This window comes from Mycobacterium paraffinicum, from assembly GCF_025822865.1.
GTDB classification, from domain to species: domain Bacteria; phylum Actinomycetota; class Actinomycetes; order Mycobacteriales; family Mycobacteriaceae; genus Mycobacterium; species Mycobacterium paraffinicum.
This window is the reverse complement of record NZ_JACKUR010000023.1, coordinates 282,419-306,053: the sequence shown is the minus strand read 5'-3', so window position 1 is coordinate 306,053 and position 23,635 is coordinate 282,419. Positions and strand designations below refer to the sequence as shown.

General features: G+C 69.5%; 17 protein-coding genes. 1 reads left to right on the top strand and 16 read right to left on the bottom strand.

Annotated elements, in window-relative coordinates; all coding sequences use genetic code 11:
* The first annotated feature begins 22 nt into the window (after positions 1 to 22).
* Positions 23 to 1,231 (top strand): alpha/beta hydrolase family protein, encoded by a 1,209-nt coding sequence (locus H7J89_RS13610; RefSeq protein WP_264044207.1) that lies wholly within the window; start codon positions 23 to 25, stop codon positions 1,229 to 1,231.
* Here H7J89_RS13610 and eccE read toward each other — a convergent pair.
* From eccE to H7J89_RS13530, 16 genes are all read right to left on the bottom strand, one after another.
* On the bottom strand, positions 1,221 to 2,213 hold the full coding sequence (gene eccE / locus H7J89_RS13605; protein WP_308205119.1) for a type VII secretion protein EccE: 993 nt from the start codon (positions 2,211 to 2,213) through the stop codon (positions 1,221 to 1,223). The genes H7J89_RS13610 and eccE overlap by 11 nt on opposite strands.
* Entirely contained in the window at positions 2,210 to 3,604 is a 1,395-nt protein-coding gene (gene mycP / locus H7J89_RS13600; protein ID WP_264044206.1) for a type VII secretion-associated serine protease mycosin, read from the bottom strand. Before mycP ends, eccE begins: the two co-directional genes overlap by 4 nt.
* Positions 3,601 to 5,064 (bottom strand): type VII secretion integral membrane protein EccD, encoded by a 1,464-nt coding sequence (eccD, locus tag H7J89_RS13595; protein ID WP_264044205.1) that lies wholly within the window; start codon positions 5,062 to 5,064, stop codon positions 3,601 to 3,603. The genes mycP and eccD overlap by 4 nt, the downstream gene beginning before the upstream one ends.
* 49 nt (positions 5,065 to 5,113) lie before the next feature.
* Positions 5,114 to 5,983: an ESX secretion-associated protein EspG gene (locus tag H7J89_RS13590; protein WP_264044204.1), complete on the bottom strand. Its 870-nt coding sequence runs from the start codon at positions 5,981 to 5,983 to the stop codon at positions 5,114 to 5,116.
* A gap of 10 nt (positions 5,984 to 5,993) precedes the next feature.
* Positions 5,994 to 6,284 (bottom strand): WXG100 family type VII secretion target, encoded by a 291-nt coding sequence (locus H7J89_RS13585; RefSeq protein WP_066947446.1) that lies wholly within the window; start codon positions 6,282 to 6,284, stop codon positions 5,994 to 5,996.
* A gap of 41 nt (positions 6,285 to 6,325) precedes the next feature.
* Positions 6,326 to 6,619: a type VII secretion system protein EsxG gene (gene esxG / locus H7J89_RS13580; protein WP_066947442.1), complete on the bottom strand. Its 294-nt coding sequence runs from the start codon at positions 6,617 to 6,619 to the stop codon at positions 6,326 to 6,328.
* 63 nt (positions 6,620 to 6,682) lie between these two features.
* The gene (locus H7J89_RS13575; RefSeq protein WP_264044203.1) at positions 6,683 to 8,179 is read right to left on the bottom strand and encodes a PPE family protein; all 1,497 of its coding nucleotides are present in this window, start codon (positions 8,177 to 8,179) and stop codon (positions 6,683 to 6,685) included.
* 2 nt (positions 8,180 to 8,181) lie between these two features.
* On the bottom strand, positions 8,182 to 8,490 hold the full coding sequence (locus tag H7J89_RS13570) for a PE family protein (RefSeq protein WP_264044202.1): 309 nt from the start codon (positions 8,488 to 8,490) through the stop codon (positions 8,182 to 8,184).
* A 10-nt stretch (positions 8,491 to 8,500) separates the two neighbouring features.
* Complete coding sequence (gene eccCa, locus H7J89_RS13565; protein ID WP_264044201.1) at positions 8,501 to 12,487, bottom strand: type VII secretion protein EccCa; 3,987 nt, start codon at positions 12,485 to 12,487, stop codon at positions 8,501 to 8,503.
* Positions 12,484 to 14,082 carry a type VII secretion protein EccB gene (eccB, locus tag H7J89_RS13560; protein ID WP_264044200.1) on the bottom strand — a complete coding sequence of 533 codons (1,599 nt, stop codon included), beginning with the start codon at positions 14,080 to 14,082 and terminating at the stop codon, positions 12,484 to 12,486. Before eccB ends, eccCa begins: the two co-directional genes overlap by 4 nt.
* Positions 14,079 to 15,941: a type VII secretion AAA-ATPase EccA gene (eccA, locus tag H7J89_RS13555; protein ID WP_264044275.1), complete on the bottom strand. Its 1,863-nt coding sequence runs from the start codon at positions 15,939 to 15,941 to the stop codon at positions 14,079 to 14,081. Before eccA ends, eccB begins: the two co-directional genes overlap by 4 nt.
* A gap of 346 nt (positions 15,942 to 16,287) precedes the next feature.
* Complete coding sequence (locus H7J89_RS13550; RefSeq protein ID WP_264044199.1) at positions 16,288 to 17,766, bottom strand: PPE family protein; 1,479 nt, start codon at positions 17,764 to 17,766, stop codon at positions 16,288 to 16,290.
* A 201-nt stretch (positions 17,767 to 17,967) separates the two neighbouring features.
* Positions 17,968 to 18,873, bottom strand: a complete 906-nt coding sequence (locus H7J89_RS13545) for a class I SAM-dependent methyltransferase (RefSeq protein WP_264044198.1) — start codon at positions 18,871 to 18,873, stop codon at positions 17,968 to 17,970.
* Positions 18,874 to 18,916: 43 nt separating this feature from the next.
* Positions 18,917 to 20,890, bottom strand: a complete 1,974-nt coding sequence (locus H7J89_RS13540) for a serine/threonine-protein kinase (RefSeq protein WP_264044197.1) — start codon at positions 20,888 to 20,890, stop codon at positions 18,917 to 18,919.
* 7 nt (positions 20,891 to 20,897) lie between these two features.
* Positions 20,898 to 22,106 carry a DUF7373 family lipoprotein gene (locus H7J89_RS13535; protein ID WP_264044196.1) on the bottom strand — a complete coding sequence of 403 codons (1,209 nt, stop codon included), beginning with the start codon at positions 22,104 to 22,106 and terminating at the stop codon, positions 20,898 to 20,900.
* A complete protein-coding gene (locus H7J89_RS13530; protein ID WP_264044195.1) occupies positions 22,103 to 23,551 on the bottom strand; it encodes a DUF7373 family lipoprotein in 1,449 nt (482 codons plus the stop codon). The genes H7J89_RS13535 and H7J89_RS13530 overlap by 4 nt, the downstream gene beginning before the upstream one ends.
* Positions 23,552 to 23,635 lie beyond the last annotated feature (84 nt).

Below are 23,635 nucleotides of genomic sequence, written 5' to 3'. Positions count from 1 at the left end.
CGGCCGGTTAGCATCGGCGTTCGTGGCGCCCGACACTTCGATTGATCCGCCCATTCCCGTTCCGGACATTCCCGGTGCATTCAAGGGCGCTGACGTACCACTCGACGTCGGCGGATTGCCCCCGAATTCCGCGTTGTCCCCCCGCCAGCGAATGGTAGTCGAGGGCTCCGCCGTCGGCGACCTCGCCCTGCGCACCTGGGTGTCGTCGCTGCTTACCGCGACGGTGGCGCCGGCCGTACTCGCCGCTTCCCTGCGCCACACCGATGCCGGCGCCGAGCGCGCGAACCTGAACTTCTACGCCGAGCTGGGCGCGCAGCGCGACCCGGTGAAGTCGTTTCCCGCACCGACCGAACCGCCGCGGGTCACGTCACGACCGGCCAGCCCGCTGACCGAGTGGGTCGCCGGCGGCACGGTGGAAAACATCGCGTTCGACAGCAGCTTCACGGCCATCAACCCCGCGATGCGCGAGCAATGGGGCGCTTGGAAGTCCAACAACACCGTGCGCGCGCAGCACTGGCGCCACGCCGACGGGCCGCGTCCCACACTGTGTGTCATCCACGGCTTCATGGGGTCGTCGTATCTGGCCAACGGGCGGTTCTTCGCGCTGCCGTGGTACTACCGGTCCGGTTACGACGTCCTGATGTACACCCTGCCGTTTCACGGCAAGCGCGCCGAAAGGCTTTCGCCGTTCAGCGGTTTCGGCTATTTCGCCGGCGGCCTCAGCGGTTTCGCGGAGGCGATGGCCCAGGCCGTGCACGACTTCCGGTCCATCGTCGATTACCTGCGCGGCACCGGCGTCGACCGTATCGCGCTGACCGGGATATCGCTGGGTGGTTACACCTCGGCGCTGGTGGCCTCGGTCGACGACCGGCTCGAGGCCGTCATCCCGAACTGTCCCGTCGTCACCCCGGCGACTCTGTTCGACGAATGGTTTCCGGCCAACAAACTCGTGCGGCTGGGGCTGCGGTTGTCGCACATCAGCCGCGCGGAGTTATGGGACGGCCTGTCCTACCATTGCCCGCTGACCTATCGGCCGCTGCTCGACAAGGACAGGCGGATGATCATCACCGGGCTCGGCGATCGGATGGCGCCGCCCGATCATGCCGTCAAGCTGTGGGAGCATTGGGATCATTGTGCGCTGCACTGGTTTCCGGGGAGCCACGTGTTGCATGTCAGCCAGCTGGACTATCTGCGCCGGATGACCGCGTTCCTGCAGACCGTTATGTTCTGACGGTTTCGGTCGACGGCGCCTCGCCCGCCAGCGTCGGCCAGTCCAGCCCCGCCAGCAGGGCCGCCGGGGCATCGGTGTGCCCGTCGAGCCGCCGCGTGGACAACAGATCCAGCGCCTCGAGCGCCGGCCGGTGATTGCCGCGCTGCGGGATCAGCCCGGCAACCGGCACGGTCCGCTCCGGTGGCGTGTCAGTGAGGAAGGCGCACGCGGCCGCAACGGTGTTGTGGATCCCGTCGCCGGCGATCTCCAGCGCCATGCAAGTCTCCCGCGCCGGATTCGCCCGAATCGACTCCAGCGTCTCGGCCAACTCACCGTTGACCTGAACCTGGTATGCCGCAAGGTAATCCGATGCACCGCGCTGCACCGCGGACCACGTCTCCCGGGCGTTGGAGGTGAGCAACCGCGGGACGTCGTCGGGCGCGACGCTGCTGACTTCCCAGCCGAGCTCCCGCAGGTGGTCAGCCAGTCGGCGCGCCGCCACCTGTGCGGTCTCATCCAACGGGATGCGCGCGGAGCGGGCGCGCAGCGCGGCCAGGTTGTCGGTGGCCGATATCGTGAGCCCGATCCACGTCTCACGCCTGGACGCATCGGATGCGTTGTCGCGACTGGTGATCCGGATCTTGTCCGCACGGATGCCGTAACGGTCCAGGTAGCGGGCGACCAAGGGCAGCGGCAGCGCATCGGCCGCGTCGCCACCCGGCGCCCCGACCCGCAGCAGCGCGGTTCTCGTTGTGGCAGAAGCGGATTCGGGTGCGGTCACCTCGCCGCGCCCCATGATCGCCAGCCGGCGGCGCAGCAGCGTGGTGAAATACAAACCGCGCCAGCAGCCGAACAGCACGAGCACGACGACCGCGGCGATGCCGAGCAGCCAGTAATCGCGCGGCGACCGCCAAGGATAGGCCATCACCGCCGGGACGACGGCCAGCAACGCCAGCGTGATTCGGCCGGGTCCGGGGATGGGTGTCCAGCGCTGCAGGCTCACGGGGTGGGGTCCTTTCTTCGGCGGGTGGCGGTGGCGGCGACCGCGCCCGCGACTGCGACAAGCACAGCGAGCGCGGCGGTTCCGGCCAGCGCGACGGTCCGCGGGGTGGTGTCCTTGGGCGCGGGTGCCGGCGGGACGGCGACCGGCTTGACTGGCGCCGCTGGAGCCGGATTGCCTACGGGCAGTTGCCAGGTCAAGGCCGCCACCGGGTCGACGCTGCCGGTACCGACAACGTTGGACGGCGCCCGCGCGCCGTTGTGCGCGGTCGCGGTGATGCGATGCACGATCTGTGTGGCGTTGAGGTCGGGGTACTTGCTGCGGACCAGCGCCGCGACGCCGGCCACATACCCGGCCGCATAGCTGGTGCCGCTCAGGGCCACCTGTTGCTGATGCTCATCGGGCAGCCCGTTGGCCAGGCCGCCGCCGTCGGCGTTGCTGATCGACACGATCCGTTCGCCCGGCGCCGCGATGCCCACCCACGGCCCGGCCATGGTGAACTTCGACGGCTGCCCGTCCGGTGTCAGGGAGGCCACCGACAGCACATACGGCTGCCACACGGACGGGATGGAGATCGAGGTGACACCGGCCCAGTTGCGCGGATCGTCCGGGTGGCTCAGGTCGGTGAGCGGGTTGGACTCGCAGGACGTGCCGCCGGCGACCGATCCGGTCGGACCGGTGTTGCCGGCGGCGGCCACGATCACCGCGTCCTTCTCCACCGCGGCGTAGCGAATCGCCGCGCCGAGGGCGGCCTGGTCGACGGGCCGGTCGGCGGGCAGGCAAGTGAGCGTGGAGATGTCGATCACCCGGGCGCCGAGGTCGGCCGCGTGCACGATCGCGCGGCTCAGCGTGGCGATGTCCGACGACGCCCGCGCCATCAGCGGGTCGCCACCGGGGGTGCGGGGGGAATACTTGGCCGACGTCGTCCTGATCGACACCACGCGCGCCGCGGGCGCCACACCGGCAAAACCGTCGTCGCCGGGCTGGCCGGCGATGAGGCCGGCCACCAGGGTGCCGTGGCCGTCACAGTCGGTCAGGCCGTCGGTCGTCTCGACGAAGTCACCACCCGGATCGACGTTGGGCAGCCGCGGACCCGGCCGCACCCCCGTGTCGAGCACCGCCACCACCTGGCCGTCACCACGCGAGAATTGCCATGCCCCAGACAGATTCAGCGTCACCTGGCTGGGCGTGACGGCCGCGGGATCGCTGCCGGGGATGACCCCGGAGACGCTGCACGGGCCGCGCTGCTCCATCGGCTGCACGGGGCCGGGGGCCCCGCTCGGCGGCGGGACGCCCGGATCGACCTTCGGCTGATCGATGGCCAACGCCGACGGACACGTCCACAGCACGGCCGCCAAAGCCGCTGCGAAGCAGGCCGATCCGGACCGGATCATCGATTGAGTATCCAGGTGAAGATGCCGACCAGGTAGGCCATGACGGGGATGAGTGACGCATCGAGCCCGGCCGCGACGAAGCCCACCAGCCGGCGCACCGGAAGCGAATAGCTCTCCGGCTCGGCGATGCGGGGGTTGAGGGCCACCACTATCCACAGCGCGGCCAGCACGACGAGCACCAGCGCCGCACCAAGGGCGGCGCCGAAGCGCCCGCTCGCGGTGTAGAGCACCAGCAGGACGCCCCCGACCAGGTAGGGCTGCGCGAGCAGCCACGCCTTGCACGCGGCCGAATCCCATACCCGGGCGCGCAGGACGGACGTCGCCGCCGTGGCGCCCACGATGTACCAGCCCGCACCGCTCAGCGCCTCGGGGCGCAACGCGATCGCCACCGAGCCCAGGACACTGAGCAGCACTGCGGCAGCGATGAACCCGTTCTGATGGGCATCGCTGATCCGCACCCGCCGCGGCAGATCCTCGAGCACCCGCAACGAGGGGGCCGAGGGGGTGGGGTCGCCGGGCGCCGGGATGACCGGCAACGGGAAGCGCGCCCACAGCGCCGAGAGCTGAGCCGCCTCGACGGTGACCAGCAGCGCCGCGACGATCAGCCCGCAGCCGATGGCGAGCGGCCGCAGGTGCCAGAGCACCCCGGCGCCCGCGGCCAGCAGCACCCCCGCGCCCAGCACCGCGGTCGCGGTGAAGAATCCGACGATCCGCTCCCGCTCCGCGCTGGGCACCATCAATGCGATCAGCGACCATGCGGTGACGCCGGCCGCGGCGAGCATGACGTGCGCCGGGCCGAACCGTCCGGGCACCGCCAATGCCAGCGCGGCACCGATCGGCACCAGCGCGGCGATCGCGCACGCCGTCCCCGTGCGCGGCGACCGCGCCGCGACCAGCAAGCCGACGATCGCGGTCACCGCCGCGACCGCGCTGACCGCGACCAGCCCGGCCAGCGCGCCGGTGGCGACGCGATATGTGACCGAGAGCCCGGTGGCCAGGAACGCGACGGCGATCACCGCCGCCAGCGCGCCACGCTGGATATGCGTTGCGCCCCAGGGCTTCAGCCGCGAGGTCGAGAAGATCATGGCGGCGTCGGCAATGTCCTCGACGATGCCGGGAGCCGCCTGCCCGACGGGCACGGGCTGCAGCGCCAGCAGGTCACCGTCCACGACCCCGACGGTGTCCAGGCTGGCGTCCAGGCTGAACGGCGCGCCGCCGATCGGGGCGAGACTCAGTTGGGTCGCCGCGCCGAGGTCGGCCGTCCCTCGGGCAGTGTCGTCGGAGTCGCCGTTCGATGTCGCGGGAACCACCAGACGCTGGACGGCGGGCAGGATTTCCCGCAGCGGCAGCTCGGCGGGCAACGCCATTTCCGTCAGCCGGCTGTCCGCGAGGATTGCCACGCGGACGATCGGCATCACGGCGCCGGACGTCACCGGACCCTCGAAACACGCTGGGGCCATACCTGAAACATCGTTGCTCTCTTCTCTAGTGGAATTTCGTCAATTGCGGTTATGCGTGTTGCGCAGTGAAATCTCTGGCCAACCTGTGGCCGGAGAACCATTCGGAGTCCGGGAGTAAGGCGGTCAGCTGTTCAAGCGCGACGGCGATCGCGAAGGGTGTGCCGGGGGCGAAGGTCGACACCCACTCGCCGTCGAATGCGCGGGACGGGCTGACCAGGACCCGCCCCGCGGCCGCGTCGACGATGCTCATCCCCACCTCGGTGGTGGCGTGCCGCCCGTCGCGGTGGCAGCCGGCGACGATTTCGACGTAGCTGCGCGGCCCGTTGAACACCGACTCCACCACCCGTCGCGCCGACTGCGGAATACCCAGGTAGTCAACGACTTCGGCCAGGGAGGCGCCCGAACGCAGCCGCTCGTCGGCCCGCGCGCCGACCCGAGTCGGCATGCTGAACTCCTCGAATCGGGCCGGCGGTTGCTGCGCGAGCCCGACGCCGAGGACCGGAACCAACGCACGCGGGTCGTCGATGTCCATGGCGGTGAAGGTGATCAGCTGCGCGCTGCGCAGCGCCACGATCGTCCTGGCGGTCGTTGCAGAGCGCTGCGCCACGATGCCGCGCAGCAGTTCCCCGGTGCCGGTGTCCTTGGCGGGGCCCACGAAGCGCAGGTCGAGCCATCGCTCCGGGAAGCACACCACTCTGATCCAGTCGGCCACCGCCGGGTGGACGACCCCACCCTGCGAAACCAGACCCAACCGGGTCAGCTCGGCCTTCTGACGCTCGAGAAACGCGTGGCGTTGCGCGGCATCGCTATAGGGCGAGGTGATCGCGAGCACCCACGGGAAGCTACCCGCCCCAATGGTTTCCGCTATGAACCACGCGTGATCGACCGTCAGCTCGACGGCGTTCGGCTCAGTGTTCATGAAACAAGAATTAACCGCCCCACTTGGCGGCTTCGGCCTGGTCCCGGGCGAGCATGGACATGGTGTTGGATTCGTGGGTGCTGGCCATCGCCTGGTAGGCCCGCACCAGACTCTCCATGGCCTGGTTCCACTGGGCCTGCCAGGCCTGGTAGGTCATACCGGTGTCGCCCTGCCAGGCGTTCGACAGCGTTGCCTGCTCGCTGGCGATGTCCGAACCCAGCCCCTGCAGGGTGCCGGCGTAGCCGGACATGTCGGCGGCGTGGCTCAACATCGCCGGGTAGTTGTACATGATCTGGGACATGACAAGTCCTTTCGCGGTTGGTGGCGTCTGAAGCGGCTGGATCAGAAGGCGGTGTAGCCGGAAGCGGCGGCTGCGTCGGCGGCCACGTAGGTGCCCGCGGCGTCGCCGAGGTTGGCCTGCGCGATGTCCAGCAGGGTGTTGACCCGGGCGGCGGCTTCGACGAAGCGGGCGTGCGCGGCCTGGAACGCGGCCGAGGACTCGCCCTGGTGGAACGCCTGCGCCGACATCGCTTCCTGCTCGGCCTGGCTGATGGTGCTGCGCATCAGGGCCGCCTTGGCGCTGAATGCCGATTGCGCGGCCACCAACTGCGGAATATGAGCGTCCAACATACTCATGTTGATTCCTTTCTGTTCGTTCTAAAGGGGTTTCGCTGACTGACGAGCATGGTGCTGACTGCGTTAGCCCCCTTCCCTCGGCTCGGTCGGATGCGCCGGGTCTCGGCCCGCGTCGTGGTCCCAGGTTCCGGGCATCATCGGTGTCCTTGGGCCGCCGCCGAATTCGCCGTCGGTGAGCTTGGTCAATCCGCCCGCGCGGAAGGTGTTCTCCCTGCGCGCGGTTCCCGCGAAGCCCAGCGTTCCGGCCCCCGCGCCGGATGCCACCGCCGCGGCCAGTCGCTCCTCGTCGCCGTAGTCCGGTGGTATGCCGATGTCGGACTCCATATCCAGGTATTCGTCGCTGTGGTCGCGCATTGCGGCGCGCCGGCGACGCCGCGCACGCGCCTCGCCCCGGGTGGCCGCCGCCGCACCGGCCGCCGGGATGGTCGCCGCCGGCGCCTTGGCGCCACCGCGGCCGCCCACCGTCGGGCCGATGCCGGGGTCCGGGTCGCCGCCGTAGGCGACCAGGTAAGCGAGCGTGCTCGGTGCCGGCGCCGCGGCGGGTGCGGGTGCCGCACCGGAACCCGCGGCGACCGAAGTGGCCGGGGCCCCAGTGGGACTCGCCACCGTCGGGGCCAGCGCGACCGCCGGCAGCGACGACGCCGGCCGGGTCGACGTCACGAGCGGTGTCGCGGCGGCGCCGGCCGCCACCGGCGCGATTTCGGCGGGCGCGGAGAGCAAGGAACTCAGACCGATTCCGAGCAGCAACGGGATGAGGAAGGGCGCGGTCAGGATCGCACCCCAGGTGGGCCAGCCGACGGCGTTGAAGAACACCTGGTAGGCAACGAAGAACAACAGTGGACCGTTGGCGGCCAGAAACGCCGGCAGGTTCGAGAAGAAGTTCTGCAGCATCTGCTGAATGTTCTGGAAGAAGTCCTGCAGGAACTTGGACACCTGCTGGATGAGGTTCTGCCACCAATCCCCGGGCGTGTTCTGCGAGGCATTGGCCGCGAGACTGTTGGCCTCACCGCCCGGACGCACGATCGAGGGCGCCGGGGCGCTGCGCGGCGCGGCGGCGAGCGCCGCCCCCGAGGTGGCCTGATAACCGCCCATCACGGTGGCGGCCTGGACCCACATCCGCGCATAGTCGGCCTCGTTGAGAGCGATTGGAATCGTGTTGACACCAAAGAAGTTCGTCGCCACCAACACCCCGTGAACGGCGTGGTTGGCGGCCAGTTCCCCCAGCGTCGGCATCGCCGTCAGGGCGGCCGTATAAGCCGCCGCCGCGATCTCGTGCTGCGCGGCCACGCCCGCGCTGTCGGCGCTGGCCTGCTGCAGCCACGCCAGATACGGCGCGTGCGCGGCGGCGTACTGCTCTGCACTGGGCCCCTCCCACGCCCCCGCCTGGGTCTCCCCCAGCACTCCGGTGAGTTCGGCGGCCGCCGTTGCGTATTCGGTGCTCAGCGCGGTCCACGCGCCCGCAGCCGCCAGCAGCGGCCCCGGTCCCGGACCGGCGCTCAGCAACGTCGAATGCACCTCGGGCGGCGAGGCCATCCAAACGGGGGCAACGGGCAACGTCATTCTCAGGCGCCCGCGAACCCGTACGTCGCGGCGGCCGAGGTGTCTCCGGCGAGATAGCTGGCGCCGGCTTCGCCGACGCCCACGCCGGCGCGGCCGAGTTCTTCCACGCCCTGGGCGGCGACCGCGGCGTGCTCCTGGCCCTGCGCACTGAACCCGACGGCCGTCTGCAGCGACACCGGATCCACCGCCGGCGGCACCACCGCGGTGATGGCCGGAGCGGCCGCCGCATGGGCGGCCTCCAGCCGCGCCGTCAGCGCCTCCACCGCGGCGCTGGTCGCGGCCAGGCCCTCGGGAACCACTCGCAACGTCATGACTCTCCCCTTACTGTTGCGTTTCACCAAACATCGCGGCCTCACCCACCAACGGGTTGACCAACTGCACGTACGTCGGACTATCGCTGTCGCCCAACAAGATCGCCCGCCCGGCCGGCAACCGCCCGAATCGCTGACCCCGGATCTTGCCGCTGTCCTGCGGATTGCCCGCCAGCATCAGGGTGGTCGCCTGCAGGTCGTTGAAGCGGCGCAGCAGTGGGTTGGTCATCAGGGCGTGCCCGGATCCGGTGGCCCGCGCCGTGACGATCACCCGCAGGCCCAAATCGGCTGCCTGTGAAAGGATTCCGATCAGCGGGGACCACGGCCGCTGCCCGATGTAGGGGCCGCTCATCGCCGGCGAGTCCGGTATCTGGTCGACGTCGTCGATGATCAGGTAGTGGGTGTGCCCCGCGTACGTCCAGCGGGCCAGCTCACCGGGCGACAACCCCGCCGGAGGGCGGCGTGACTCGATGATGTTGGCCAACCCCAGCATCGCCGGGATGATCCGGTCGATGTTGGCGGTGTACTCGTTGTCGGCGAACAACGGCTCGTCGACCAGGTGCAGCCGCCGGTCCAGCACGGTGAACGCCACCTGGTCGGCCGTGGAGTTCTCGCGGATGGTGCGAATGATGTGGCGCAGCAACGTGGTCTTGCCCGACTTGCTGTCGCCGAACACCATCAGCAGCGGCTCGTCGGCGAAATCGACGACGACGGGTGCGAGATCGTCCTCGCGCTGGCCGATCACCACCTGCTCCGGGCCGCGGTAGAGCGCGCCGACCGCCTCGGGGGCGAGGTTGGTCGGGAGCAGTCGCACCGGCGGCGCGGCCACGCCCGGGTGGCGGGCGTTGAGCGCGGCTATCTGGTCCAGCTCCGGCGCGGCGAACAGGAAGTGCTCGGCGGCCATCGTCAAGCCGCGGCCCGGCTGGTCGTGCGGCACGGATTCCGCGGGGCGCCGCAGCGCGCCGACGAGCCGGACGTTGCTGTCCCGCGGATCGTGCAGCTTGAGCTCGAGGCGCAGCCCGAGGCCGTCGCGCATCGCCAGCGGCACCTCGAGCCAGCTCGGGGTGGTGATCACGACGTGGATGCCGTAGGCGAGCCCGACGTTGACCAACTCGCTCACCTTGGCCAGCAAGGGATTACGGGTGTTGAACTGATCGGTGTTGTCCCGGCCGAACGCGTACAGGTTATCGATGACCAGGAACACCTCGCCGTACCCGTCGTCGGGGGCGGCCCCGTGCCGGTCGCGGAACACCTCGCGCCGCTGCCGGGACAGCAGCAGCTGCTCGAGCTCGCCGAAGGTGCGCCGGATGCGCTCGGGTTCCAGTGCGGAGGCCACGCTGCCGACGTGCGCCAGGTCTTCCAGCGCCCGCAGCTTGCCGCCGCCGTAGTCCAGGCAGTAGAACGTGACGTCGCGTGGCGAGTGCAGGCTGGCCGCCGACAGGATGAACGTCTGCAGCGCAGTCGATTTCCCGGACTTCGGGCCGCCGTGGATCACCATGTTTGCCGCCGACGAGGTGGCGTCGAACATCAGCGGGTCGCGGCGCATCTCGAAGGGTTTGTCGATCTCACCGAGCGGCCACTGCCACTGGCGCTGTGGCACCCCGGCGCGCGCCAGCACGGCGGTCAGCGGGATCGGCTCGTCCAGCGGCGGCAGCCACAGCTGCGGCGCACGCGGGCCGTAGCGCGCCAACTGGTCGCCGATGGTGGCGATCAGCTTGCGGGGCGGTCCGGTGAATTCCTCGTCCTCGGCCGCCGAGATCACCGTGTCCTGATCCGGCTCGACCCGACCGGCCGTGAACAGCTTGGGCTCCGGGGTCGCGTGCACGACAAAGGCTTTGGCCTTCTGCGGCGGATCGTAGATGCCGTCGACGTAGGTGCTGCGGAACTTGATCGGGGTCGCGCCCGGGGCGGGCACCAGGAAGCCCATGCCCTTGTGCTCCTTGCCCGATTCGATGTGGTACGCGTCCTCCACGCCGATGATCTGGCGGGAAACGCTGGGACTGGCCACCTTCAACCCGATGCGGTAGGAGGTGTTCTTGTCGATGTCCTTGATCTTGCCCACGTCCAGCGTCTGCGACGCGAACAGGATGTGGATGCGGAACGAGCGGCCCTTGCGCGCCACGTAATCGAACAACTCCGCGTATTCCGGGTGATCGGCCAGCATCAAGGTGAACTCGTCGGCGACCACGAACAGCGTCGGGATCGGCGGAAGATCTTCGGCGCCCGGCGCACCCGAATTTTGCGCGTCCTCGTATTCCACCACCGAGTTGAACGCGCTGCCCTGCACGCGGCGTCCGGCCTCACGCAGCAGCGTTTCGCGGCGGGCCACCTCCCCGCGCAACGTGTCGGCGAACCGGTCGGCCAGCGACTTCTTCTCGGCCATGTTGGAGATCACCGCGACGACCTGCGGAAAATGGCGGAAACTGTCGGCACCGGCTTCGCCCTTGAAGTCCGCGTAGATCACGATCAGCCGGTCGGCCGAATGAGTTGTCAACAGCGACAACAGGATCGACATCAGGGTCTGGGACTTTCCGGAGCCCGTCATACCGATCATCAGTCCGTGCGGGCCCATCCCGCCCTCGGCTTCGTCCTTGAGGTCGAAGAACAGCGGCTCGCCCGTCGCGGTGACGCCGATGGGTACCCGCAACTCGTCTTCGCGGGGGCGCGGCGCCCAAAGTGTGGGCACGTCCAGCCGCGAGGCGTCCGGGATGCCCAGCAGCGTGGTGAAGGTCGCACCGCGGGTGGCCGCCGAGCGCAACCCGGTGTGGGTCGGGTTGGAGTCCCAGCGCGACAGTTGGCGCGCCAGGTGGGCGGCCTCGTCGGCGCCGAGCCGGTCGGCATCGTCGATATAGGGCTGCCAGCCGCCGGTCTGCCAGCGCACCAGGGCCCCCGCTCGGCTGCCATCGCCGATGACGCGCAGGATCGGCTTCTCCGGATCCGAATACTGTTCGCGGTGCGGTGGTGTCGCGGAGCGGTGCACGACGGTGACGCCCGCGCGGCCCAGCGCCAGCGTCGAAGTGTTCAGGTCGAAGTCGGGGTCGTCCACCACGATGAGCAGATGGCGCAGCGCGTCGGCGGGCTCCCCGGTGAACGCCGGGCGATCGACGAACGCGGGGCCCAGCAGCAGGACGAGCTCGTCGGGGTTGGTCGTCAGGAAACGAGCCGGCCCGACGCCGTCGAGCTCGCCCGGAACATCGGTGTGCGGAAGCCATTTCAGCCAGGACCAGTCCGGGCCCTCCAGGTCGCGGGTGACCAGCGCCACCCCCAGCACCGTCGGGTCGTGCCACGTCACGGCCTGGGCGATCCAGGCGCGCATCGCCGCCCGCGCGTCCTCCGCCTCACCCAGAACGGTGATCCGCGAGACCTTCGTCAGGTCGATTCCGGTCGGCACGTCCCGCACGATGCGGTGGGTGTCGAGCAGGCTGCGTAATGCGCTGTGCGACACCGGCTCCAGGTCGATCTCGTCCGCCGTGTCGTTCACTCGCAGCGCGGTGCTCAGCGGTACGTGGTGGCGGCCGGCCCGCAGCACCAGGAAGTCCGGGTCGTGCGGGTCGCGCTCCCACTGCCGGCGCGATCCGGGCACGCTCGCCAGGGCGGCCGGCTCGGGGTGCGACCACTCGGCCGCCGCCCGCTGCTGGGCGGCCTGGGTGCGGATGTTGTCGCGGACCACCGACAGGTAGCGCAGGTAGTCGGCGCGTTCGGCGTCGACCTCCTCGGTGCGCGTCTTGTTGTCGTTGCCGCGGTACATCGCGGTGGCCGCGAGCAGCAGCACGAACGGGAAGAACAGCGTCTGCGGGGAGATCAGCCGCATCCCGGTGGCGAACAGGGCGACGACCATGCCCACGATCAGGATCACCAGCACATAGGGCATCGCCCGGCGCAGGAACGACGGCGGGATCACCCGCGGCAGCTCGGGGGGCGCCTCGATGTTGATGGTGCCCTTGCGGGTAACCGGGGGCGCCAGCCGGCGGCGGGCTTCGAAGATGAGTCGGCTCATCGGGGCGCTCCCTCTGCTGATGCCACGCGGCCGGGCTTGTTGTCTGGTGCCAGCCCGTCGTGCGCCAGCAGCGCGTCCGCGCGCGACAGTGCCGGGCCGCTGGCGAACAGTGCCAGCACCGACCACGGGATGGGCACCGCCGGCTCCGTCAGGCCAAGGGCCTCAACCGTTTTGCCGCGCCCGGCGGCCGAGTTCTCCGCCTCGTTGTCGATGCCGTAGCGAACCCCGGTGTCGGACACCCAGAACAGCGACCCGGTGCCGGGCGCGCCTGCGCCGCCGGTGACGGTCTGGGCGAAGTAGCCGGTGCCCGGCGCCAGGGCGACGCGGGTGGCGGTTGCCGGGGAGGCGCCGACCAGGTCGACGGTGCGGATCGATTCGGGCACCGGCAGCGCGGAGCCGGACAACAGGCTCAGCGAGCTGGTGGCGGCACCGGCGGGCTTGCTCCAGTAGGCGCAGGTGACGGGGTCCTTGGCCGCGTCGACCAGGGTGACCTGCTGGTCGGGGTAGCGCGAGGTGTCCAGCATCCGGGACACCGGCAGCTTGGCGACCGCGTCGGCACCCAGCCGCGGCGGTTGGTCCAGGCCGTAGGAGTTGGTGTTGCGCAGGATCGCCGCGAGCACCGGGGAGATGGGCTGCAGGCCGTCCGGCAGCACCGCGTAGTAGCGCGCCGCGCCCGACGAATTCTGGTCCAGCGCATAGGAAACCACGACCGCCCCGATCGGCGCCGGCACGCTGAAGCCGGCCGGCGCACCGCCGTTCGGGATACCCGGTGCCGCAAGTGGCGGCGCTTCGGGGATCGCGTTGAACAGCCCCAGCGCGATGGGCCGCGGCGGGGGCACGTCGGAGTTGTTCAGGCCCAAGCCAAGTGCGTTGGTGACCGCGTGGTCGGCCAGGTTGATCTGGCTGCGCCTGCCGTCCCAGAGCAGCCAGGTGCTGTTCCCGCTGTCGACCAGGATCGCCTGTTTGGCATCGATTTTGGCCGCCCGCGCGCCGCCGCTGTCGGGGCGGCCCGCGATCACCGTGACACCCGTGCTGTGCACGGCGCGCGACGTGCCGCCGATGCCGTCACAAACGGTCCAGTTGGCGTCGCGAGTGGTGTTTTGCACCATGCGTTCTGGCGCGCCGGGAATGCCGATCAGGTTGCCACGCGGAAAGCGATCCAGCTCAGTGCTTTTCACAGTCGCGGGATTCACCGGCTTCCCGACGATCAGGCGGGCCGACGTCAGGTTGAGCACCGGGTGCAGCTGGTCGCCCACCCGTACGTACAGCGCGGCGGTCGATCGATCGGCGAGCACCGCGTTGGTCCCCGCGGTCCCGTTGGGCCGAATGAGCGAGAACACGAAGCAGCCCGCCAAGCCGGTGGCGAGCAGGACCACGCCCATCAGCACCGCGCGCGACTGGGTGCGCAGCGGGTCGACGAGCATCCTGGTGTCGTGCAAGGCGATGCCGGAAGCGATGCGCCGCATCACGAAGCGCCAACCGGTGACCTGGTGACGGGTGACGAAGCCGCGCCGATACTCGACCTGGTCGGGATTGTCGTTGACCGGGGTCCGCGAGGCGAACGAACGCCGGTCGTCGGCTTCAGGATTCGTCATGCCGGCACCGACAGCCCGAGACCACGCAACAACGGCTCCACCGAGTTCTCGACGTCTTGGTCGGTTATCGTCATCAGCTCCTCGTCACTGAACTCCCCGGTCCCGGCGTGGTCCGAATGGTCGAGCCGGAATTCTCGTTCTTCCTCGGAGCGTTCGACGATGTTGCGGACGAATCGGCCGTTGCCGGCGATGTCCAAGTTGCGCCGCGAGATTCCGTTGGCGTCCGGCGTCGACTCGGTGGCCAGCCGGGTGAACAACGCCTCCATGTGGTCGAGTGCGGCCTGTTCGAAGACGCTGTCGCGCTGTTCGGCCATCTTGGTCGCGATCTCGACGAGCTCCGACGGTGCGTAGGAAGGGAAGTCGATGTTGCGGGTGAATCGGGAACGCAAGCCCTCGTTGGTGTCCAGGAACTTGTCGAGGTCGGCCCGGTATCCGGCGATGATGACCACCAGCCGGTCGCGGTCGTTCTCCATCCGCGCCAGCAGGGTATCGATGGCGACCAGCCCGAAGTCGTTCTTCGCGCCCGTGGCCACCAGGGCGTAGGCCTCGTCGAGGAAGAGCACCCCGTCCAGCGCGCTGTCGATGATCGCGTTGGTCTTGGCCTCGGTCTCACCGATGTGCTGGCCGATCAGGTCGGCACGGTGTACCTCTCGGATATTCTCGCGCTTCAAAAGCCCAAGGCCGCAATAGATCTTGGCGACCACACGGGCGATGGTGGTCTTGCCGGTGCCGGGCGGCCCGGCGAAGACGAGGTGGTGGGCACGCTGTGCGACGGCCAGCCCACGATGCTTGCGCACTAGCTCCATGGCGACCGAGCTCTTCAGCCGGGACACCTGGTTCTTGACCTCGTCCAGGCCGATGAATTCGGCGAGCTGGAGTTCGGCCTCGTGCAGCAGGACGGACTTGCGCTCGTGGGCCGCCGGGTCGACGAAGTCCTCCGCGCTTGGCTCGGTGTCCGGATCCCAGGGGTCGGTGCGCGCCTCGATCCGGGCCGCGGTGGTGGTCACGATCCCAAAGCTGGTGTCGGAGAGGGCCTGTTCGATCTGTTCGTTTTCCGGATGGGCCGCGTAGAGGTCCTGCAGCACTTCACTCGCCGACTCCTCGTCGACGTGCGCGCGCAGCACGAGCGCCTTGGCGAGTGCCCCGTCGACCGCCGCGACCGCGACGGGACCGTCGGGCTCCTCGAGGTACGACAGCGCCGGGGCGAACATGCCCAGCCGCGCCAGCGCGGTGCCCAGCGCGATCTTGGCCGCGTGGGAGAACGCCTCGTCGAGCTCGGCGTCGTTGACGACCGGGGTCAACAACTTGACGACGTCCGACCACCGCTCGGCGCGGTAGTTGATGACGACGGTGACCCATCGGGCTTCGCGCCAATTGGGGCGGCGCGCGGTCAGGGCGGAGACGATCTGGTCGGCCTCGGCGAACCGGCCGGCCTCCCCGGTCGAAGCCAGGGCCGCCGCGTAGGCGAGGTGGAAGTCGTCGGGGGTGGCGGCACGGAACTGCAGATACAGCCCGGTGTCGTAGCGGAACCCGAGCGCCCCGGGCGTCAGGTCCACCTTGCGCTGCAAGGTGCCCGCCGTGGCCGAGGTCTGCGACACCGCCTCCAGCACCCGCAGGGACACATCGCCGGCGGCCGCCAGCCCGGTCCAGGCGTCGCACTGGTCGTGGGCGATGCGGGTCAGCGCGGTGAAGCCGGAGCGTGCGGCGGTGAGGTCGGCCGGGCGCTGGCGTTGGTAGACCGAGATGCCGAGCGCGCGGCAGCAGGTGGCGAAGCGGCTGACGACGTCGCCGTCAACCCTGACGTCCGCTCGGGAATTGACGGGTTGAGCGGCTAGCACGCCGGTGTCACCGAGTTCCACGGCCACGTCTCTCCATTTGTGTAGCCTCCCCTAACTTGACCCGCCTGAAGTTAGCATTGCATAAGCTAAGTGTCGAGGCGCGCGCACCCGTCCGACTCACCACACCACTCCCAGCTCAATGCCGCTAATGAGGATGCTAACCAGCAAGATCAGCCGCATCTTCGGTCTATCTACCGCCGCAGCAGGTTGGCAGGCCGTTGTCAGCGCCTTCTAAGCGCCCGAGCTTATCGAAAATCATTTTCACTATCAATCCGAAGGTCCCCCGCCGCGCCGGTCGCCGGACAAGGCAATAGTCGTACGCGGTAGGTGAAAAGTTCCGGTCCCGAGCAAGCCGATCCGGGCCCCGCTAGTCCGGCTCCCAGGAGCCCGGCAACATGGGCAGCGTCGGGCCGCCCCCGAACTCGTCGCCGGCCAGCGTCGCCAGGCCCGCCGCGTCGGCGCCGCCCTTGCGCGCCGTCCCCGCGAAACCCAGAGGCCCGGCGCCGCGATCCGATGCGACCGACCACCCGGCGTCGTCAAACGGATCGCCCGCTGAGTCGGTATCCGGTTCCAGGTCCACGAACTCGTAGCCGCGGTAGCGATCTTTCATCGGCGCCCGCCGGCGCCGGCGGGCCCGCTGCGCTTCCCGTGCCGATGCCGACGCCGCCGCCGCGGCCGCGGCCGAATCGGGCTCCGGTGCCTTGCGTTGCGCGCGGGCGCTCGTGCCCGTGCCGGAGCCCACGGTCGGACCGCCGACGATGTACGGGTAGGCGGCACCCTCGGCGCCGGTGGACGGCGGCGGTGGGGCTGCGGTTGCCGGCGCCGAGGCAGGCGCGGGTGACGGGGCTGGCGACGTCGGGGGAGAAGTCGGCGCCGGCACCGTGGCCGGGGCAGCGCTCACGACAACCGGAGCGCCGCCGACCACAGGCGCGTTGGGCGCCGGGGCCAACGCTGCCGGCGCGGCGACAGGAGCCTGCGCCGGCTGGATTCCGGCCATCAGGCTTAAGCCTGCTATGCCCCCCGCAAACCCGCCCGGCACGATGAACGGAATCGCAGCAAGCTGGGGGAACGCCTGAAGGGCCTCGCCCAGGTGGGTGAACTCGTCGGCGATGAGTCCGGCGGGCCCGAAAATGTCCTGTATCAAGTCCTCGAGTGCGTCGGCCGGGTCCGTGGGAAACTCCGCCAAATCTCGTTCGATGGTCTGGAAAATCTCCGTGAATCGGTTGATCCACCAGCTCAACTGGTACGGGTTACCGCCGTCATTGTCGACGATTCCGTCGTCGTCACTGTCTTGGCCGCTGTCGGTGGCCTGCACGATTTGTGGCGCGGGTCCGGTCTGCGGTGTCGACGCCACCGCGGCGGTGGAGACCGCCTGGTACGTGGACATCGTGGTGGCCGCCTGGACCCACATCCGCGCGTAGTCCGCCTCGTTGACCGCGATCGGAATGGTGTTGACGCCGAAGAAGTTCGTCGCCACCAACGCACCGTGAATCGTGTGGTTGGCGGCCAGCTCGGGCACCGTCGGCATGGCGGCCACCGCCGCCGTGTAGGCCGTGGCCGCGGTCTCATGCCGGGCGGCGGCCGCCGCGCTGTCGGTGCTGGCCCGCATCAGCCAGGCCAGGTAGGGCGCGTGGGCGGCCGCGTACTGCTCGGCGGTGGGCCCCTCCCACGCCCCGGCCTGCGTCGCGGCCAGGGTCGCGGACAGCTCGTCCGCCGCCGACGCGTAGGTCGTGCTCAGCGAACTCCACGCCGCCGAGGCGGCCAGTAGGCCCGCCGGGCCGGGACCGCTGCTCAGCTGAGCCGAATGGACCTCCGGGGGGAAAGCCATCCAGACCGGCGCGGTCATCCTCGGCTACCAGCCGAGCTATCGATCAATGCACGTAGCGCCATGCCGGACTCCTCGCCGGGCTGAGAGCGACGTCGTCCGGGCTGTGGGCGACGCACGGATGAGCCCGGTAGTAGTCGGGGGGCGCCGCGCAAAAGTTCCGGCGCGCACCCAACTCATGGAAAAGTCATGGAAAGCACGGCCGCTTCGGGCTGCCGGCGTTCAGCGTTTGACTGCGCTCACCAGGGTGTTGCGCGCCACCATCGACCCGGCTTCGGCGTCAGCCCCGGGCACCGGCCGGCCGTTTTCCCGAAGGTAGTCGGCCAGCGGGGTGCCGACCGCGTTCCAGCCCCGCTCGCCGAACCATTCGGTGGCGGGCGCGATCCGCTCGTTGTACACCAGCTGATAGAAAGACCGTTCCGCGCCGGCGGCCATCGCGGCCCGTTCCTCCTCGCTTTTCGCCTCGAAGTCGTCCTGGTCGAGCGGGGCGCCGTCCTCGACGGCGACGTGGCTGCCCGGGGCGGCCAGGCCGTCGATGCCGGTGAACAGCTGCTCCTGCGCGCTGGCGGGGAGGTAGATGAGCAGGCCTTCGGCGATCCAGGCCGACGGCTTGGTGGCGTCAAAACCGCTGTCGCGCAGCGCCTTCGGCCAGTCGTCCCGCAGGTCCACCGCGATCTCCCGGCGCTGGGTCTTCGGTTCCGCGCCGTGGTCGGCGAGCACCTGACGCTTGAAATCGAGGACCTGCGGCTGGTCCAATTCGAAGATGGTGGTCCCGGCCGGCCAGTCCAGGCGGTAGGCGCGGGAGTCCAGCCCCGCCGCCAGGATGACTACCTGGCGAACACCCGCGTCCGCGGCCCGGCGGAAGTACGCGTCGAAATATTTGGTGCGGGCACCCTGGAAGTTGACGAAGTTCTCGCCCCAGTCCGGGGTCTTCAGTTGGTGGTCGGGCAGCTTGCCGTCCAGGACGTCGGCCGCCCACCCGCCCACGGCCCGGCAGAACACCTCCGCGTATGGGTCCACGACCAGGGGGTCCGGCTTCTGCGCCTCCAGCGCTCGGGCGGTCGCCACGAATAACGCCGTCGAACCGACACTTGTTGTGATGTCCCAGGTATCGCCTTCGCTACGCACAAAGTCGACATTACCGGCGGCCGGCGACGGGCGACGTGCCGCTTCAGCGGATCTGGTTGCTGAGCTTGGTGACCAGCGCGGTGTTGAGGTAGCTGGTGGCCGCGGGCCCACCGGCGTTCAGCGCGGCGATGGTGGCGGGGTCGTCCACGATGACGAGAGTGCCGCCGAAACTGCCGTATCTGGCGGGCAGGCCGGCGTAACCTCCGCCGCCGGCAGCGGGGTCGGTGCGCAACAAGAGCATGACGTCGCTGCGTTGAGCGGCATAGTCGACGTCGTTGATGTCGAACGGGACTTGCGGGGGGCCGCCCGGGCTGCGCTTGTAGTGCGTGTTGTAGGTGAAGCCGATGCCCTCCAGGTAGCCGCTCGGCGGCGACGGGGTCGCGGCGGCGGTCGCGCCGGTGCCGGTGTAGTTGACCACGACGACGGATTTGCCGGCAAAGGCTCGATGCTCGGAACGGATCGTGTTCTGCTCGGATTGCGCCTTGTCGATTAGGTCTTTGGCGGCCTCGGTGCGACCGAGGGCGGTGGCGATCCAATCCACTTGCGTCTGCCAGGTCCAGCCTGGGGGGTTGTCGGCGGGTTGGGTGAGGGTCGGAGCGATTGCCGCCAGGGAGTTATAGGTGGGCTGGTCGATATCGCCGGTGTTGATGATGAGGTCGGGTTTCGCGGCGGTGATGGCGGCGGTGTCGGCCGCGACGAACACCGGTGGGGATGAATGGATTAACGGCTGTAACCAGCTCGGCACGGTCGCGTTGGCGGCGTTCATCAGCACGGGTTGGGCGCCCAGCGAAAGGACCGCGTCGGGATCGCCGGGGCCCAGTGCGGCGATAGCCACCGGCCGGTGCTGCAGTTTGATGGTGCCGAACTTCGTGTTGAGGGTTTGTGGCTGGTAAGGACCGGGGCCGCCGCTGGTGCGGCCGAACAGGTGAATTCCCAACACAATTGCCGCGACCAGTACCGCAACGAGAGCTGTCGCGGTCACGATGAGGCGAGCACGTTTGCGGCGCTTGGGTGGCGAGGGGGGAGCGCTTGCGAAGTGCTGGCGCACAGCATGGTTCGGGTCCCACACCGGGCCGAAGGCCGCCGGGGTGGGCGGCATGGTCGGTGGATAGGTCACGGTGGGATTGGTCGGGTCGCTTGCCGGCAGCCCGCTGGGCGCGGCGGGCGGCGCCGGCGCGGGACCGTCGGTCAGCGCGGCCGCGGTGGCGGCGGCCAGCGCGCCCGCGGTCTGGAAGCGTTGGGCGGGATCTTTGGCCAGCGCGCGGGCGATCACGTCGTCGATCGCGGGCGGCAGGGTGGAATTGATTTCGGTGGGGCGCGGGACGGGCCGCATCAGGTGTCCGGCCAACATCGCCGACAAGGAGTCGTCCTCGTAGGGGGTGCGGCTGGTCAGCAGCCGAAACAGAGCGCAACCCAACGAGTAGATGTCACTGCGGTGGTCGGCCGGGCGGCCCTCGATGGTCTCCGGCGCGGCGTAGGCAGCGGTGCCGACCATGGAGCCCGTCGCGGTCAAGCTTGTGGCGTCATCGAGGGCGCGGGCAATGCCGAAGTCGGCCAACAACACCCGTTCATGGTCGCTGCCTGGCGCGAAGACCAAGAAGTTGCCGGGCTTGATGTCCCGGTGCAACACCCGCCGCGAGTGGGCGTAGTCGAGTGCGGCGGCCACGTCGGTGATGATGCGCACGATGCGGGCCGGAGTGAGATTGGCGCGGTCCAAATCGTTGGCGGCGGTGCCTTCGACGTACTCCATGGCAATCCACAGCTGGCCGTCGTCCGTTTCGCCGCGGTTGTACACGCGCACGATGTTGGGGTGGTTCAGCGTGGCGGCCAGGTCAGCTTCGCGGGTGAACCGGACCCGGAATTGGCGGTCCACCGACAGCTCGGCGGACAGGATCTTCAGCGCGTCATTGCGGGGCAGCGTGGGGTGACGGGCCAGATACACCGTGCCCATGCCGCCGGAGCCCAGCACTCCTTCGATGCGGTATCCGGCGATAATGGTTCCGACAGCAAGAGGCATTGGGGGCTCATTTCCCGGTCAGCATGCGATATTGGGCGGCCATCAGCTGATGCAGCGCGTTCTCTTGCTCGCTTTGCATCTCGTAGGCGTAGCGATCCGCGCGGGCCACGCACCAGTAGCCCAGCGTTTCGTTGAAGCATTTCGCCTTGGGCATGCCGCTGATTCCGCCCACCTGATGCGGCCCGGTCATATCGGCGACGATGCGCGCCGCCGCCCCGGCGTCGGGGGTTTGATAGACCCTGGTTTCGAGAACGTACGCGACCTGCTGCACATTGGCGGATTTGAACAAGGCCTGTAGGTGAACCGGGTCACCGGTCTCCAGGATGAGCGCTCCGTGCGCGTCATAGATGCCGTCGTTGATCGACTCGTTTTCTTGTCGGGGCGCCACGGTGCGTGACATCAGGCCGTCGGGATCCAACGGCAGGTGGGCTATCTGATCCGGCGGGGTGGGCCTGAAGCTGTCGACCAAGGGCTGCTGCAAATCCAGTGCCGTGGCGATCAATTGAGCTGCGGCATCTGCCCTGTCGGCCGATGTCGCCGTTTGTGCCAGGACGTACTGGCCGTGGGCGGTCAGGGCGGTCACCGAGAACCGTGGACCGCCGGGCTCCGGGTATTGCGCGGTCCACTGGTAGGTCAGCGCGGCCGTCGCCGGATGACGTGGAATCGAAATCGGTTGCGTGGGAATGGGTTTGGCTTCGAAGGGCATGGTCAAGGTGGCGCCCTTGGCGACCATGTCGGCGACCGCGGCCGCCGCGTCGGCCGGGCTGCCCAGTTCCAGCACGATATTGAGCAGACCCTTGTAGGCGCCTTTTTCGGTGTGACGCGAGCCGGAAAATCCAGCCACCATGTTGTGGCCGTTGAGTCCCTCACCCATCGGGCTGCCCAGCAGTGCGCTGACCGCGTCGGTATCTTTGACCACGCCGGAATCGGTTTGCGCATAGTCGATGAGGTCGGCGTCCACCTCCCAGGGGCCCACCACGGCGCCGGCCAGGCGGCGCCCTTCGGCCCACCCGCCGCGCAGCGCGTCGCCGGCGACGCCCAGCGGCGGGCGGGGGGTGGTGGGAAAGTTCCCGGCATCAAGCAGGGCGAGGTCGACGCCGTCGGAACTGTCCGCCCCGGGGGCTTTGACAGCGGTCCCCGGGATGGTCGTACTGCAAGCCACCGTCACCGCCGCGACCGCGGCGGCGAGGGCCCACAGGCGGACGCGGCGGGTCATGGCGCGGTCAACATCAGATATTGGGCGGCGATGATCTGGTGGGCCTCGACTTCTTGGGCGGCAGTGGCTTTGAACGCGTACCGGGCGGCGGTGGCGATGCACAGGAAGCGCACGGCGCCCAGCTCCGTGCTGTCGAGGCCGCGGTCAAAGCAACGCGCCGATGGCAGTCCGTTGATGCCGGGGGCGGAGTGGTAGCCCAGGAAGGGCACGTCCATCCGGGCGAGGCCGTCGGCGGCACGCTGGGCGCCGGTGGGATCGACCGCCTCGTAGACGGTGGTGCGGTCGGCGGCGACGTGGCCGATGCCCGCGTCGCTGTACATCGCTTGCGTCGCCACGGGATCAGACCGGAAATGCAGCGCGCCGTACGGTGGATAGACTGCGGCCTGGTTGACGCTGGGGTCGGTGGCCGGCACGGTGCGGGCCAGCAGTCCAGTTGGGTCGGCGGGCAGGGCGGCCAGCTGTTCTATCGGTGTGGCTTGGAAGTGGTCGGCCAGCGGGCCTTGCAGGTCCAGGGTCTTGGCAACCATGTCCGCGACCGCGCCGGCGCTCTCTTTGGAGCCGGCGAACTGGAAGAACACGTAAGGTCCGTGAGCGGTGAACGCTTCGGCTTCAAAGCCTCCGGACAGTGGCGCCACGTTGGCAACTGTGTTGGGGTAGTGCGGGATTGACAGCCGGGTGGCCGGGATGTCGCCCGGCCGGACGGTGGCCATGTCGGCGGCGGCCATGGCCGCGGCGGCGTCGGTGGCGTCCTGCGGGCTGGGGAAGCGGAACACCCCGTTGTCCAGGATCTTGGGTTTGTCAGTGGGCGGTTGGCCGCGTGGGGGCGGCGGCGTGACCCGCCCGCTGACGAAGCCGGCCACGAAGCGATGCGCGGCGGCGATCGAGGCGATCGAATCACCACGCACCAGCGCCGAGAGCCGCCCCGGCTCGGGAAGCGCGGTGGTGGGCGCGATTTCGGCGCTCAGTGGACTAATCAGCGCCGCGTCGACCTGCCAGGGGCCCGCCACCATGTCTGCCATCCGCTGGGCTTCGACGCGGCGACCGGCCGCGTCGTCGGCGACGGTGCCCAGCGGTGGCCGCGGTCGACGGGGGTAGTTACCGGGGTCGAGCAGCGCCACGTTGGCCGCCGCGGGCGCCGGGCCGCCGGACTTGACGGCGCTACCGGTGACCACCGTCGAGCAGCCGGTGCCCAGGGCGATCACCACGGCCGCCGTGGCGATCAGCAACCGGGCCGACGATGCCACGCGTGGCCGCGCACCAATTCGGTTATCCACCTCGCGGATTCGGTGCCAATCGGCTCCGACAGCGTCCAAGCGGGCCGTCCCGTGCGGATAGTCGATCGCGGCGTCGGTGGAATTCACTCTCCGGGCGCCCGCCTGGCTCACCAACGCGGCCACCAGCTCACGGGCCGATCCGTCGCGAGCGGTCGGGCTGCGCGTGCCCATCCCCCATCCCCTATCCCCTCATTCCGGCGCCCGCTGCCGGCCACCTGTGGCGATCCCGACCAGACCAGCAGAATGGTAGTTGCT